12 protein-coding genes are annotated in these 14,352 nt (G+C 58.1%); 9 read left to right on the top strand and 3 right to left on the bottom strand.

What is annotated here, in order from left to right; genetic code table 11:
- Positions 1-616 precede the first annotated feature (616 nt).
- The 4 genes from QZ822_RS04255 (at position 617) to ilvA (ending at position 5,617) form a co-directional block, all read left to right on the top strand.
- Positions 617-1,501 (top strand): HAD family hydrolase, encoded by an 885-nt coding sequence (locus tag QZ822_RS04255; protein WP_294642838.1) that lies wholly within the window; start codon positions 617-619, stop codon positions 1,499-1,501.
- Positions 1,502-1,697: 196 nt separating this feature from the next.
- Positions 1,698-2,753, top strand: a complete 1,056-nt coding sequence (locus QZ822_RS04250) for a Bax inhibitor-1/YccA family protein (protein WP_294642842.1) — start codon at positions 1,698-1,700, stop codon at positions 2,751-2,753.
- Positions 2,754-2,926: 173 nt separating this feature from the next.
- Positions 2,927-4,153, top strand: coding sequence for an AI-2E family transporter (locus QZ822_RS04245; protein ID WP_294642836.1), 1,227 nt, complete (start codon positions 2,927-2,929; stop codon positions 4,151-4,153).
- 210 nt (positions 4,154-4,363) lie between these two features.
- The gene (gene ilvA, locus QZ822_RS04240) at positions 4,364-5,617 is read left to right on the top strand and encodes a threonine ammonia-lyase (RefSeq protein ID WP_070614679.1); all 1,254 of its coding nucleotides are present in this window, start codon (positions 4,364-4,366) and stop codon (positions 5,615-5,617) included.
- 170 nt (positions 5,618-5,787) lie between these two features.
- Here ilvA and greA read toward each other — a convergent pair whose 3' ends face one another.
- Positions 5,788-6,285, bottom strand: a complete 498-nt coding sequence (gene greA, locus QZ822_RS04235) for a transcription elongation factor GreA (protein ID WP_049327910.1) — start codon at positions 6,283-6,285, stop codon at positions 5,788-5,790.
- A 418-nt stretch (positions 6,286-6,703) separates the two neighbouring features.
- On the opposite strand from greA, the gene mca reads away from it, so the two are divergent.
- The 5 genes from mca to QZ822_RS04210 all read left to right on the top strand — a co-directional run bounded on the left by mca (position 6,704) and on the right by QZ822_RS04210 (position 11,720).
- A complete protein-coding gene (mca, locus tag QZ822_RS04230) occupies positions 6,704-7,675 on the top strand; it encodes a mycothiol conjugate amidase Mca (protein ID WP_294642834.1) in 972 nt (323 codons plus the stop codon).
- 280 nt (positions 7,676-7,955) lie between these two features.
- On the top strand, positions 7,956-8,765 hold the full coding sequence (uppS, locus tag QZ822_RS04225) for a polyprenyl diphosphate synthase (protein WP_294642831.1): 810 nt from the start codon (positions 7,956-7,958) through the stop codon (positions 8,763-8,765).
- A gap of 90 nt (positions 8,766-8,855) precedes the next feature.
- On the top strand, positions 8,856-9,383 hold the full coding sequence (locus tag QZ822_RS04220) for a prepilin peptidase (RefSeq protein ID WP_294642828.1): 528 nt from the start codon (positions 8,856-8,858) through the stop codon (positions 9,381-9,383).
- Positions 9,384-9,526: 143 nt separating this feature from the next.
- Complete coding sequence (locus QZ822_RS04215; RefSeq protein ID WP_049354996.1) at positions 9,527-10,033, top strand: NUDIX domain-containing protein; 507 nt, start codon at positions 9,527-9,529, stop codon at positions 10,031-10,033.
- A gap of 469 nt (positions 10,034-10,502) precedes the next feature.
- Positions 10,503-11,720, top strand: a complete 1,218-nt coding sequence (locus QZ822_RS04210) for an MFS transporter (protein WP_070482926.1) — start codon at positions 10,503-10,505, stop codon at positions 11,718-11,720.
- Positions 11,721-11,853: 133 nt separating this feature from the next.
- Here the strand turns inward: QZ822_RS04210 and QZ822_RS04205 are convergent, their stop codons facing one another.
- Together QZ822_RS04205 and QZ822_RS04200 are read right to left on the bottom strand one after the other, a co-directional pair.
- Complete coding sequence (locus tag QZ822_RS04205) at positions 11,854-13,260, bottom strand: class II fumarate hydratase (RefSeq protein WP_049338717.1); 1,407 nt, start codon at positions 13,258-13,260, stop codon at positions 11,854-11,856.
- 224 nt (positions 13,261-13,484) lie between these two features.
- Positions 13,485-14,204 (bottom strand): carbonic anhydrase, encoded by a 720-nt coding sequence (locus tag QZ822_RS04200; protein ID WP_005508935.1) that lies wholly within the window; start codon positions 14,202-14,204, stop codon positions 13,485-13,487.
- Positions 14,205-14,352 lie beyond the last annotated feature (148 nt).

The following is a 14,352-nucleotide window of genomic DNA, read 5'->3' as shown; positions in this document are numbered from 1 at the left end:
TCCCGTGGGGAGGAGCCGCCGCTTGCGTGTCTGAAGGTTTACAGGTTTGGGGTTTGCTGTTTGGAAGTTAAAAGGCGATGCCCCCGACCCATACTATCGGGGGCATCGTGGAGTGGCGGTGCGGGCTATGGCATTCCGCGCACTCTCTTCACCGCGGGTAGAAGAGCTCGTCCTCTGCCGGAATCAGGACGGGCGGCGGTGAAGTCTGGGTGAACCTACCGGTGATTGTCTGTCTCGGGTTCATGTGTGGAGGCAGGAGGTGGTTCAAAGCTTTACTTGCGGCGCGCGGTGATCAGCGCGTCGATGGAGAACTTGCCTGCGCCGGTGTATTTCATGGTGTTGTTGTTCATGCCTTTAAGCTTGATAGGTAAAGTTTTACGTTTCAAGTAAGTTTAGTTTGTAGAGAAACAGAGTGCAAAAAGTGGCGAAAATGGGCTCAAGAAGTGACGTGCACCTCAAAAATCGAGGCTTTAAATGACGTTTTGTGACGGGGATCCACGCCCCAAAACACCCGCGAACCGTCTTCCGGAGCTCAAAAAACGTGAGACCCTATAAAGAGACACCGCCACAGACGCACCCCCGCCTGAACGGGGTAGCAGAGTCAGAAAGGCACAGCATGCAGACTAAGCCCTCAATTATCGCCGTCGATATGGATGGAACCTTCCTCACCGACTCCAAAACCTTCGACACCGAACGGTTCGCGCGCATCCTGCCCCGCCTGCAGGCGCATGGAATCCACTTCGTCGTGGCGAGCGGAAATACTCATGCCAAGCTGCAGGATTATATGCGTGGCTTCGAAAACCAGGGCCTTACTTACATTGCTGAGAATGGCGCGTATCTTGCCGATGATAGCGGTCGGCTGGCGGTGCATCCTTTCGTGGAAGAAGACGTACCGCGCATTATTGAAACCGTTCAGGGTCTAGACCAGATTGGTCTGTTGGTCTGCACTACCGAAGGTATTTACCTGCCCAAGGACCGTTGCGACCAGATTGTGCACATGATTCGCGGCTATTTTGAAGACACCGGCCAGGAGCTTCCCGAAACCCTCACCCTGGAGGACTTTGCCGCGTTTTTCTTCCCTGGTGCGGTCATGATTGACTCCATTGAAGACTTTGAGGGTGCCCCCATCAAGTTCCCGCTGTTGACTCCTCCGAAGCAGACCCAGCAGCTGAGCGTCTACCTGCGTGAGGTTCTTCCGCAGACCGTTACCCCGATGGTCAGCGGCTTTGGGGCCATCGACCTGGTGCGTACCGGCGTCAACAAGGCGACCGGTCTTAAGGATCTGTGCAAGCGTTTGGGTGCTGACCCGGCGGGTATTCTTGCCTTCGGTGACGGCGAGAATGACATGGAGATGCTCCGCTATGCGGGCTGGGGTGTTGCTATGTCTAACGCTCCCAAGGTTGTGCAGGATGCGGCAGATGAAGTGATTGGCACGAACGAGGAGCAGGCAATTCTGGGGTACCTGGAGCAGCTTCTGGATCGTTTGGAAGCCTCGCACTAGGGGCTTTATTGCAAGCCACGGAGGGGGCCTCCGTACAGGGGCGGTGTGAACCTGGGTAAACCTCAGGTAAACGCCACCCCGAAATATTCTGGCAAGGTCGACAGAAGCCCTTGCTCGTAACGAACAGGGCCCGTGAGCGCAGAGTCTATCCGATAGAATTAACAAAATTAGTTTTGTTCCATCTAAGGAGAGAATGATGGCGGGAAACCCGCTTATTAATTCAATGACGAAGAACGTCACCCAGGGTGACTCTCGCTTCGGTCGCTTTGGCGCTGGTGCGCAGGCTCAGCCGAACAACCAGCAGGCGTACGGTCAGCAGCAGGGCTACGGCCAGCAGACTTACGGTCAGTACGGTCAGCAGTCCTACGGCCAGTACGGCCAGCAGGGCTACGGTCAGCAGCCCTATGGCCAGCCCCAGTATGGTCAGCAGGCACAGTACGGCCAGAACGCTTACGGCCAGCCCCAGTATGGTCAGCAGGCACAGTACGGTCAGCAGCCCTACGGTCAGCAGGCACAGTACGGCCAGCCGTACGGTGAGGCTGACTACGGTGTAGCGGCTCCCACCTACTCGGAGTCCATCCCCGCCGGTGAGCGCCTGACCATGAACGATGTCATGGTTAAGACCGGCATCAACCTGGGCCTGGTCGCTGTCGGTGCCGCCGTTGCATGGTATGCACCGGTGCTGCTGCTCCTGGGCATGGTTGGCGGTCTGGTCCTGGGCCTGGTGAACTCCTTCAAGAAGAAGGTTTCCCCGGTCCTGGTCATGACCTACGCACTCATGGAAGGTCTGCTGCTCGGCGGTCTGTCCGCTGTTGTGGACATGCGCTACCCCGGCGTGGCAATTCAGGCGGTTCTGGCAACCCTCGTGGTTGCAGGTACCACCCTTGCTCTGTTCGCAAATGGCAAGCTGCGCGCAACTCCTAAGCTCAACAAGATCTTCATGATCGGCGCTATTGGTTACATGGCGTACGGCTTCATCTCGATTCTGGGTGCGGGTATCTTCGGTTCCTCGCTGAACAGCTTCTCTATCGGTGGTATTCCGCTGGGCCTGGTGGTTGGCCTGTTCGCTGTTGCGCTGGCAACCTACTCGCTGCTGCTGGACTTCACCACCACCTCCGAGGCTGTGGAGGCTGGCCTGCCCGAGCGTGAGTCTTGGCGCCTTGCTTTCGGCCTGACCGCTTCTCTGGTCTGGCTGTACGTTGAGATCCTGCGTGTTCTCATGTACCTGGCAAGCATCTTTAGCAACGACTAAAGCTCACTTTGAGGCGGCGGTACCGTGATGGTGCCGCCGCCTTTGCCGCTTTACTTCCCTGCTGTATCGAGGCGCGGGGGAGAGCACACAATAACAACACCACACACCGCCTCCGATGGGGTAGCTGAAGCTACCCCGCACGAGTGCGACACCGATAACGATTTGGAGACACCGTGAAAATTACACCTGTTGCAGAAGAACATGTAGCCGAGGAGGAGCGCGGCTACCGGGTTCCTTTTGCCATGGAAGTTGCCGGTGCTTGGGCGTGGCGCATCATTATGATTGCCGGTGCCGGCTGGATCCTTTGGAAGGGTCTGGGGCACGTCTCCCTGCTGGTTATTTCTCTTCTGGTGGCTTTGCTTCTGGCGGCTCTGCTGAGCCCCGCTGTGATGCTTCTGCGTAAGAAGGGTGTTCGTGCCGGTGGCGCGGCGGCTATTGCCGAAATCGGTATGATTCTGGTGCTCGCCGGTATTATTTCGCTGACCGGTCAGCAGATTCTGCGTGGTTTTGTGTCCATGGCGGATAAGGCGGTGCAGGGTTACCAACAGCTGGTTGGTTGGCTGAAAGGGCTCGGCTATGAGTTTGGTGCCGATCAGCTGAATCAGTTGCTGGATCAAGCAGAAAGTGCCGTCAGCAATAACCCCAGCTCCGTGCTGCACGGTGTGTCTCAGGTGGGTTCGACTGCGGCTGAGGTTGCGACCGGCACCCTGCTGACTCTGTTCACCCTGGTCTTCTTCCTGATGGAGGGCGAGCGTATCTGGCTGTTCGTCACCCGCCTCTTCCCGAAGGATGCGCGTGCCGCAGTCAACGGCGCGGGTCGCGCGGGCTGGAAGTCCCTGGGTGCGTACGTGCGCGTTCAGATTCTGGTGGCGGCTATTGACGCTATCGGCATCGGTATTGGTGCCGCAATTCTGGGTGTTCCGCTGGCTATCCCGCTGGGTGTGTTGGTCTTCCTCGGTTCCTTCGTTCCGGTGATTGGTGCCCTCATTTCCGGTGCTGTGGCTGTGCTGCTGGCGCTGGTTGCTCTGGGGCCGGTGCAGGCGCTGATTATGCTCGGTATTGTTCTGCTGGTTCAGCAGCTTGAATCCCACATTCTGCAGCCGCTCATTATGGGTAAGGCTGTCTCCCTGCACCCGCTGGCGGTTATTTTCTCGGTGGCTGGTGGCTCCATGATTTTTGGTGCGGTGGGTGCTCTGTTCGCCGTGCCGACTCTGGCTGTGGTCAACTCGGTGGTGCGTTACCTGGCGAACCGTGACTGGGAGAAGGAGGCGCCTCGTGAGGAGGAGTTCCTCTTCCCGCATGAGTTGGAGCGCCGTAAGAAGGCTGAAGAGTCTGAAAAGGCGAAGGAAGCTAAGACTTCCGAAAGCTCTGAAGAATCTAAGGAATCTGAGAAGGCTTAGAACTCAAGTCAATGTGACTAACCGCGGGCTAGACGCTCGCACATCACCTAGAGTAGGGGCTGTTTCTGCACTATCTGTTGAGAGTGTAGGGGCAGCCCCTGCTTTATGCCTGTGCATCCTCTAGAATGGAGTGTGCACTGTGCCACCGCGCGTCTTTCAGCGTGCGGGGCTAGGTGCCGCCAGAATACGTACCATCAGAATGGAAACCTCGTGAGCGTAGATCTCGACTCCCTGCCCGTGACCCTCACCGACATTGAACGTGCCGCAGAGCTGCTCGAAGGCGTTATTGAACGCACCCCCGTCGCCCATTCGCGTGCGCTGAGCCAGCGCCTCGGTTCAGAGGTTTTCTTTAAGTGCGAGAACTTACAGCGTGCCGGTTCCTTCAAGGTGCGCGGTGCGTACGTGCGCATGGCGAAGCTCTCCGAGGAGGAGAAGAAGCGCGGCGTTGTGGCGGCGAGCGCGGGTAACCATGCGCAGGGTGTGGCTCTGGCGGCTGACCGTCTGGGCATTAAAGCCCGTATTTACATGCCGCTGGGTGCGGCGCTGCCGAAGATTACCGCGACCCGTGATCACGGTGCTGAGGTTGAGTTGCACGGCGTGACCGTGGATGAGGCTCTCGCGGAGGCAAAGCGCTACGCCGATGAGACCGGCGCGGTGTTCGTGCACCCCTTCGACAATGAAGACATTATTGCCGGTCAGGGCACGATCGGTCTGGAGATTCTGGAGCAGGTTCCGGACGTTGACACCGTCATTGTGGGCGTCGGCGGCGGCGGTCTGCTGGCTGGTCTGTCCGCTGCTATCCGCGCGAAGGAGCAGAAGCTCGGCAAGAAGATCAAGATTATTGGTGTTCAGGCGGAACACGCGGCAGCGTACCCGCTGTCGCTGGCAGCGGATGCTCTGGTGCCGCTGAAGAAGGTTTCCACCATCGCTGACGGTATTGCGGTGGGCCGCCCCGGCCAGATGCCTTTCTCCATCATCAAGGAGCTGGTGGACGATGTGGCGACCGTGAGCGAAGACGATATTGCTCGCGCTCTGATCTTCCTGATGGAACGTAACAAGCTTGTGGTGGAGCCTGCCGGTTCGGTGCCCGTGGCGGCGCTGATGAACGGCAAGCTGAAGGAAGAGTACGGCGACCTGGGTACGGTCGTGTGTGTGCTCTCCGGCGGTAATATTGACCCGATGCTGATGCTGAAGGTGATTCAGCGCGGTCTGTCTGCGGCTGGCCGCTACATGACCGTGAAGATGATGCTTTCTGACCGCCCGGGTGAGCTGGCGACCATCTCCCGCATCATCTCTGAGAACGACGCGAACGTGACCGGCGTGGACCACACCCGCGTGGGTGGCTCGCTCTCCATGGGCGACGTGTCGATTACCATCGACATGGAGACCAAGGGTGTGGAGCACTGCCGCCAGGTTATTTCTGCCCTGGAGGATGAGGGTTTCAAGCCCATCATCGTTTACTAAGCCGATATATTTATTAGCCGACGAGCTGTAATAGGTGCGTCTGAGCTTTATCGGCAGAACGCAAGAATAGACAAAAAACAGTGCGGGGTGCTGACCGTTATAGTCAGCACCCCGCACTGTTTGTTTTAAATCTAGTGCTGTCTCGCAGTCCTAGCTTCTTAGCTAGTCTCTTAGCCCTGGTAAGGGGTCACGGAGACAATCTTGGCGCTCAGTTCCTTACCGTTCGGAGCGGTGTAGGAAACCTCGTCGCCCTGCTTAGCACCCATAATTGCTGCGCCGAGGGGAGACTTCTCGGAGAAGACCTTCAGGTCGGTGCCGGCAGGGAGGGTGTCCTCAATTTCGCGGGAGCCGAGCAGGAACTTCAGGGTGCGGCCTGCAACCTCAGCTTCGATGACCATGCCGTGGCTTACCACGCCGTCATCAACGGGCGCCTCACCAATCTGTGCGGTTTCGAGCAGGTGCTTGAGCTGCTTGATACGCGCCTCGTTCTTAGCCTGCTCATCGCGTGCTGCGTGGTAGCCGCCGTTCTCGCGGAGGTCACCCTCATCGCGTGCCTGCGCGATGCGGTCAACGATTTCCTGGCGGTACGGGCCGGAGAGGTGCTCCAGCTCCTGGGTGAGGCGGTCGAAGGCGTCCTGAGTGAGCCATGCACCGGTGTTTTCAGCCATGCGTGTCCTTTGCTTATGCGCCGGCTCTGCCGGTGCGAAACGAATAAACCCGCTACCGCGTGCCGCGTTCAATGCGCGGCGGTGCCGGTAACGGAATGAATCAACAGACCTATTCTAGAGCACCGGAGGATTTTCGGCTGTTATGCCGGTCGTATCTTCCCCTCTGAACGCATCTTCGTCGGTACGCACGCCGGTAGCTGAACACTCCGCCAGCATCAGCCTGTTTCATGCCCGTGAATCTGCTGATATGACGGAACGTTTCACGACGTCACACGGCGTCATCTGCGCTAGTGCACCGGCGCTATCCTTGGGTATCATACGAGAAGCTACAACCGTAAAATTTCTGCCGTGTAGCGCTCGTATTCGCGAGTCACAGACACATCATCGACCCCTGGCGCATCACCTAAAGGAGACCACCGTGAGCGAAGCCATTGAACAGCTGAAGGCAAACCTGCCGACTCACCCTCCCGTGGACTCCCTCAAACCGCTGGAGGAGGACTACACCGGTCTGCGCATCCTCGCGGTGCACGCCCACCCGGATGACGAGTCCTCCAAGGGTGCCGGTACCGCCTCGGCGTATATTGCTCGTGGCGCCCGCTTCATGGTGGCGACGATGACCGGCGGCGAGCGCGGTGACATCCTGAATGAGGAGATCGATAAGAGCCCGCGTGCGCACCGTGACCTGCCGGGTCTGCGCCGCGCTGAGATGGCGGCTGCCCGCGAGATTATGGGTATTGAACACCGCTGGATTGGCTTCTTCGACTCTGGTCTGCCCGAGGGCGACCCCATGCCGCCGCTTCCCTTCGGTAGCTTTGGCACCATACCCCTGGACCGTGCCGCCGCGCCGCTCGTGCGTCTGGTGCGTGAGTACCGCCCGCACATCATCATCACCTATGACGAGATTGGCGGCTACCCGCACCCCGACCACATCATGACTCACAAGGTTGCCGTGGAAGCATTCGAGAAGGCAGGCGACCCGGAAGCCTACGTGGGTGAGGGCGATCCCTGGACCCCGCTGAAGCTCTACTACGACCGCGCATTCAACCCCGAACGCACCCTAGCCCTGCACGAGCATCTGCTCGATACGCACGGTGAGAGCCTGCTGAGCGGCTGGATTGAGAACCTCGCGCACCGCGCCTCCTCGGGGGAGGCACCTCGCCACGAAACTACGACCCGCATCCTGGTGACCGATCACTTTGAGCAGCGCGATCAGGCTTTGCGCGCGCACGCCTCGCAGGTGGACCCGAACGGCGTGTTCTTCGCCGTTCCCAGTGAACAGCTGAAGGACATTTGGCCCTGGGAGGACTACACGCTGGCCGCCTCGCATACTGAGGTTCAGCTGCCCGAATCTAGCCTGGACGAGGGCCTGAGCGACTACTACGTTATCTAGGCTGGGGTGCATCGCCCCGCGCGTTACAATGATGCCCTTCACCCACGATATGAGTCGTGGGTGAAGGGCATCATCCATTCTTAGGCACGCGATGTGTGCAGCCCCTGTATGCAACCTCGCCTGCCGCTACCAGCCGCCACAAATTTTGAGCCGATTCTCAGCCCATCCGTGATGCCGATTGCCGCGAAGGTACGGCGCGGCGGCGTAGAATAAGAGCTCGGGCTCTTTCGTGATGAGCCCGCTGAATTATCTGCCACGACAGCCGAATGAGGTATGAGCTATGAGCGCCAACGCCCTGCCCGTGATTACTGTGCACGGCCACGCCAGCAACCCCGGCACTGTCACTGAGCCTACCGTCTATGAGCAGGCTCTGGCGCGCTCGCTGAGCCCCGAATCCCTGCCGGCACATATTGGAGTACTGGTGGACGGTAACCGCCGCTGGGCGGCTCAGCGCGGCTTGAGCACCCGTGAGGGCCACGCCGCCGGTGCGGAGCGAATTATTGATTTTCTGGCGTGGTGTACTGAGCTGTCGATTCCGCAGGTGAGCCTGTACATGCTCTCCACTGAGAACCTGAAGCGCCCCGAGAAGGAACTGACCGGTCTGATCGCTGTGATTGATGCGTTCCTGGTGCGTCTGGTGGATTCCGCCTGCGGCCCGGTGCGCGCCATCGGCAACATTGACCTGATTCCTCGCCAGCTGCACGAGCGCCTGGACTGGGCGATTGAGCAGACGGCGCACCTGCCCGGCGTTCGCGTGAACATTGCGGTCGGCTACGGCGGTCGCCAGGAGATTGTGGACGCGGTCCGTTCGGTTCTGCGTGAGGCCGCCGCTGAGGGTGCCTCCTTGGAATCGCTTGCTGAACAGCTGAGCGTGGAGGATATTTCTTCGCACCTGTACACCGCCGATATGCCCGACCCGGACCTGCTGATTCGCACTTCGGGCGAGCAGCGCCTGTCCGGTTTCATGACCTGGCAGAGTGCGTATTCTGAGTTTTATTTTTGCCGTGCCCTGTGGCCGGATTTCACGCGCGTTGATTTTTTGCGTGCCCTGCGGGATTACGCGAACCGTTCCCGCCGCTTCGGTTCCTAGAACTTAGATGCTCTAGCATCTATGTACTCTGGTGCCGCTGGCTAGTAGTTACCGGTAGTACAGCCTCCAGCAATACAGAATGGACGTTCTATGCTCGCTGAGCTTTCCCGCCTCTACAACGCAGGCGGCGCCTCCGTTATTGCCGCTCTGGTGCTCGGCAGCTACCTGCTGTATTTTCTGTGGTGCGCCCTGCGGCTGTGGCGTATTGACGTGCGGGAGCACCGTCTGCCGCACCGCATCCTGATTCCTTTGGCTATTGCCACCTATACGGCGTTGCCGGTGTCTTTGCTTTTTGCCGGTCGCCCCGCCGATATTTGGCGTGTGATGGGTGCCGGTCTGGTGCTGTGGTTCTGCTACGGGCTTCTGCGTATTCTGTCGTTCGGGGCGCTGGGCCGCGGGGATGTGAAGCTTGCCAGTATTCTGGGCGGCGTGCTCGGGTACCTGTCCTGGGCGAACCTGGGGTGGGCGTCGCTGGTGACGTTCCTTGCCGGTGGTCTGGTGTCTTTGGCTCTGGTTCTGTTTACGAAGGTGCGCGGTAGCACCCGCATTGCCTTCGGTCCGTTTATGCTTCTGGGTGCGCTGGTGGCGTTGGCGGCTCCGGTATATTCTCTGTGGTAGATTCCGAAGTGGGGTGACCGCCCGGCTACGTGGCGGGCTTGTTCTTCGTATGGTTCATTCTCCGTGCGGCTCGCGGCTGTTTGCTCTGCTCTCTAGCACCTATTTCTCGGCAGAACTGCCGGGGCTTTTGAAAGGTTGATGTTATGCCTACTCCTCCCTATATCCGTAAGCTGCGTGAGCGGATCGGCTCGGATTACCTGTGGCTGTCCGGTGCGACGGCTGTAGTGTACCGTGAGCAGGATTCTAAGGTGCTGCTGGTGCGCCGTAGCGATAACGGGGCGTGGACCCCGATTACGGGCATTGTGGACCCGGGGGAGAGCCCCGCACTGACCTGCCTGCGTGAGGCGCAGGAGGAGGCGAACGTGCAGATTGAGGTTCTGGAGTTGGCGCAGGTGAAGGCTGACCCGCCGATGCAGTTCGGTAATGGTGACCGCTGCCAGTTCTTGGATCATACGTTCTTGTGCCGCTGGGTTTCTGGCGAGGCGAAGGTGAACGACGAGGAGTCTTCGCAGGTGCGTTGGGTGGATGTGTCTGACCCGGCGGAGCGTGCGTTGCTTTCGGAGCGGATGCTGGACCGTATTGATGCGGCGCTAAACTATGACGGCCACTGCCGTTTTGGGTTGGAATCGGTGCCGCCGGAAGAACTTTAGACCGGCTACTAGACTCCGTAAAAGCCGCCGAATGAGGCGTGTAGATACAGAAGGAGGGGCGACCCGCCGTCATGGCGAGTCGCCCCTCCCAGCATTTTTACAACAGTTTGTTACATGTTATTGGGTGGTTCTTCCTGCTTTTCTGTGGGAGTGAGGGGCTGGAGGCCTAAAATTTGCCGTGGCTTTATTTTGTTTTTGTCTTTTTTACTTTAAGTTGTGCCTATGTGTCGAGTTATGGGTGGTGCGCATGAGATGCTTTATATATGACGCGGGTTACATTGGGAGTGACGGCCCCGTATTAGTCAGTAACCCGAAAAAATCCGTTCACGTGATGTTCTGGTGAGCGTGGTCGCTTTCCTTTTACTCTGCCTATAAATCTTTAAGGCATGCCATTTTTCTGTGAACTAGGCTCATTGTGTTCATCGCAATTCTTGGTCGCTATTTTGACGCGCCCTGGAAGGAGTAAAGCATGACAACACACAAAATACCCTGGAGAATCTACGTAGCCCTTATCGGCTCTCTGGTAGGTACAGGAATATATTCCTTCGCCCTACCCATCGCGATTCTCGCTAGTACAGGCGAAATTGGGCTGGCTGGCGTGATGGCAGTAGCCATGCAAATCCCTAATATCGCCTTGGCATATCCACTAGCAACCCTATCTGATAGTCTGCCTCGAAAACCTATGATCGTGATTGCCGGGGCAGTAAACATCCTCAGCATCCTTACCTTGGCGTTGATGATTGAGCAGCATATGCTGTCATGGTTCACCATCGCCGCACTAGGATTTGTGAGTGGTGTCTTCTCTGAACTGGCTGCTGCCTCAGAAGCAGGATATATTCCGCAGCTTCTCGGACGAGAAAACCTTCTTTCGTACAACGCACGTCGTGAAATTTGCGAGGGAATATCCGCAATCATTGCGCCCCCTACAGCAGGATTTATTGTTCTTGTCGCGGGCGCAACGGTCGGTCTTATTGTCCCGGTGCTCCTTTTCGGGGCGGCAACTATTTCATACGCAACGTTGCCTTCCGTAGAGATGGAAACTAAAACTGAGCAACGCGAAACCGCACAACATGGGTTTATTCACCGGATGTTCGACGGCATCCAATACATGTTCTCCGGCGCCCCGCAGAGACTTATCCTTGTCTACACGTTTTTCTTGGCGGCAGCTACGGCATCGTATTCACTCATCATTATTTACCGCCTGTATGAGGAGCTCACTTTTGAAGCCTCAGTGGTAGGCATGATTATGGCCTGCAGCGGTATCGGTGGTATCGTCGCGGCGCTCATCATCGATCGTTTCCTCTCTTTCGAGAACACACGAGGAATGCTGCTGGTCGCCAATGTCGTATCCCTGCTCGGAATACCGCTCGTCACCATCAGCAATAACCCCGTAGTGCTCGGAGCCTTGCTCTTCATTCTGGACGTAGGATGGGCATCAGCTTTCATCTTCTCCAACAATCTGCGTGACTGCATTACACCGAATGAGCTACTGGGGCGTGCCAGCTCCCTTGACGGTGCCGTGTTTGGATTAGGAACGCTGTACTCCATGGGCGCGGTAGCACTGATGCTTGACCATCTCGGCTCCTTCAACGCTGCGCTTGTCGTCAGTATCCCGGCTGTACTCTGCCTCATCTACACGCTGGTCCACTATAAACAGTTCAAAGTGTTCAATATTGTTGAACAATAGTGAGAACCCGCTACCAACTCAATGACGGGGCAGAGAACACATACAGAGGGAGGGGCGACCCGCCGTCATGGCGAGTCGCCCCTCCCTCTATGGTTAAGCCGCGAACCTCAGAGGAGGTTCAGGCGGGGTGAGATTAGAAGTTGCCCAGCATCTTGGTGACGTCCAGAGCCGCATCCAGCTGCTCCTCAGTCACTTCGCCGCGCTCCACATAACCCAGAGCCACAACTGCCTCACGGACAGTCACCTTGTGAGCCACCGAGTACTTAGCGATCTTCGCAGCAGCCTCGTAACCAATCAGCTTGTTCAGCGGGGTCACGGTCGACGGCGAAGCCTCAGCCAGGAAGCGGCAACGGTCAACGTTAGCGGTCAGACCGTCAATCATCTTCTCAGCCGAAACACGGGAAACATTAGCGAGCAGGCGGATCGACTGTAGCAGGTTAGCAGCCATCACCGGGATACCCACGTTCAGCTCAAACGCGCCGTTAGTGGAAGACAGAGCAATGGTTGCGTCGTTACCGATAACCTGAGCGGCAACCATGATGGTAGCCTCACAAATCACGGGGTTGACCTTACCGGGCATAATCGAGGAGCCGGGCTGCAGATCGGGGATGTGCAGCTCGCCGAGGCCGGTGTTCGGGCCCGAACCCATCCAGCGGATGTCGTTGCTGATCTTCATCAGGCCGTACGCCAGGGTGCGCAGCTGACCGGAAACCTCAATCAGGCCGTCACGGTTAGCCTGAGCCTCGAAGTGGTTACGAGCCTCGGTCAGGGGCAGGCCGGTCTCCTCAGCGAGCAGCTCAATCACGCGAGCGGAGAAGCCGTCCGGGGTGTTAATGCCGGTACCCACAGCGGTACCGCCCAGGGGAACCTCAGCCACGCGAGGCAGGGAAGCGTTCACACGCTCAATGCCGTAACGCACGGTTGCGGCGTAGCCGGAGAACTCCTGGCCCAGGGTGATAGGGGTTGCGTCCATCAGGTGGGTACGACCGGACTTCACAACGTCCTTGAACTCTGCGGACTTGCGCTCCAGGGACTCAGCGAGCACCTCGAGAGCGGGAATCAGGTCCTTCACCAGAGCCTCGGTCACAGCAACGTGCACGGAGGTGGGGAAGACGTCGTTGGAGGACTGGGAAGCGTTCACGTGGTCATTGGGGTGAACCTCAATGCCCTTGGATTCCAGAGAACGGGTTGCCAGGGTTGCCAGAACCTCGTTCGCGTTCATGTTCGAGGAGGTACCGGAACCGGTCTGGAAGACGTCAATGGGGAAGTGGGCGTCGTACTTACCGGTTGCTACCAGATCCGCTGCGTCGCGGATAGCCTGGGCGCGCTCAGCGTCGAGCACCTTGAGTTCCTCATTGGCGGTCGCGGCTGCCTTCTTCACGAGGGCAAGCGCACGAATATGAGCGGATTCGAGGGTCTGACCCGAAATCGGGAAGTTCTCGACTGCGCGCTGGGTCTGTGCACGGTAGAGTGCATCAGCCGGAACGCGAACTTCGCCCATGGTGTCATGTTCAATGCGGTATTCAATGTTTTCAGCCATACCTCTAGGATAGGCGTTCAAAGTGGCTTACGTCGCCTCGAAAAGGTGTCAAAAGAGGAAAAACGCTCATAAATTTTGAGGCGTGAGAAGGCACGTAAAAACCCCGCCCCGGTAGATGTGCGAACACGCTACCGTGGCGGGGGTATCCCATAGAAAAATCTGTTCTTAAGTGCGAGCATGTGGGTTCTCGCGCTAAGGCTCGTAATGAGCGGAGAAGAGGAAACCTAGTCCAGGTTCTCGGCAACCACAACGCGCGGGGGAGTCTTCACGACCACCGGAAGCGTCTGAGTCGGCGGGTTCTGCGCGTCGTTCTTCTCCTCCGGCAGGGTCAGGTCCTGCGAGCTGAACACCAGCTCTGCCTTACCTTCCTTCAGATGGTAGAAGACACCAATCACGGCGACCTTACCCTCAACCACTGCATCCGAAATGATGTGGGACTGCTCAATAATTCGGATGGCGGTCTGGCGGGTGTGCTCACGCACCATGTCGTTGACGACCGGGTTCTCCGGCAGCTTCGGGGACATCACCGAAGGCAGGATGTGCTGCACCAGGTTACGGATGAAGCCGTGCGGCATCTCACCGGACTCCAGGGACTTGCTGGCCGCAGTCACAGCACCGCAGGAGTCGTGACCGAGAACCATCACGATAGGGGTCTCAAACTCATCAACCGCGTACTCCAACGAACCGAGCGCGGCATTCTCCAGCACATGACCGGCGGTACGCACCACGAACGCGTCGCCCAGGCCCAGATCAAAAATAATCTCTGCCGCGAGGCGAGAGTCACCGCAACCGAAAATCGAGGCGAACGGGAACTGACCCGATGCCAGGTCGGTACGGCGAATCGTGTCCTGGTTGGGGTGCTCATTGCTACCCTCAACAAAACGGCGGTTACCGTCCTTCAGACGCTTCCATGCTTCTGCGGGAGTCGGTTGGATGCCAGCCATGTGATGCTCCTTAGCGGACAAATACAGATAACGCCTGCGCCAGAGCAAACGAATCTGCGAACGGGTATGTGGGGCTTCAGGCGCTCGTGCTGAAGCTCAGCTCCTTGCCGGGAGCCTCCCGGAGAAAGAACCTACCTCAAATATGCCT

It is taken from the genome of uncultured Rothia sp., from assembly GCF_916715725.1.
Classification (GTDB): domain Bacteria; phylum Actinomycetota; class Actinomycetes; order Actinomycetales; family Micrococcaceae; genus Rothia.
Note: the sequence above shows the minus strand (reverse complement) of the source record. Positions and strands in the feature narration are given on the sequence as shown.

Bases quoted from the DNA above. Each gene is read 5' to 3' on its own strand.
- QZ822_RS04255 (WP_294642838.1), top strand. From the start codon at position 617: ATGCAGACTAAGCCCTCAATTATCGCCGTCGATATGGATGGAACCTTC.
- QZ822_RS04250 (WP_294642842.1), top strand. From the start codon at position 1,698: ATGGCGGGAAACCCGCTTATTAATTCAATGACGAAGAACGTCACCCAG.
- greA (WP_049327910.1), bottom strand. From the start codon at position 6,285: ATGGCTGAAAACACCGGTGCATGGCTCACTCAGGACGCCTTCGACCGC.
- uppS (WP_294642831.1), top strand. From the start codon at position 7,956: ATGAGCGCCAACGCCCTGCCCGTGATTACTGTGCACGGCCACGCCAGC.
- QZ822_RS04220 (WP_294642828.1), top strand. From the start codon at position 8,856: ATGCTCGCTGAGCTTTCCCGCCTCTACAACGCAGGCGGCGCCTCCGTT.
- QZ822_RS04215 (WP_049354996.1), top strand. From the start codon at position 9,527: ATGCCTACTCCTCCCTATATCCGTAAGCTGCGTGAGCGGATCGGCTCG.
- QZ822_RS04210 (WP_070482926.1), top strand. From the start codon at position 10,503: ATGACAACACACAAAATACCCTGGAGAATCTACGTAGCCCTTATCGGC.
- QZ822_RS04205 (WP_049338717.1), bottom strand. From the start codon at position 13,260: ATGGCTGAAAACATTGAATACCGCATTGAACATGACACCATGGGCGAA.
- QZ822_RS04200 (WP_005508935.1), bottom strand. From the start codon at position 14,204: ATGGCTGGCATCCAACCGACTCCCGCAGAAGCATGGAAGCGTCTGAAG.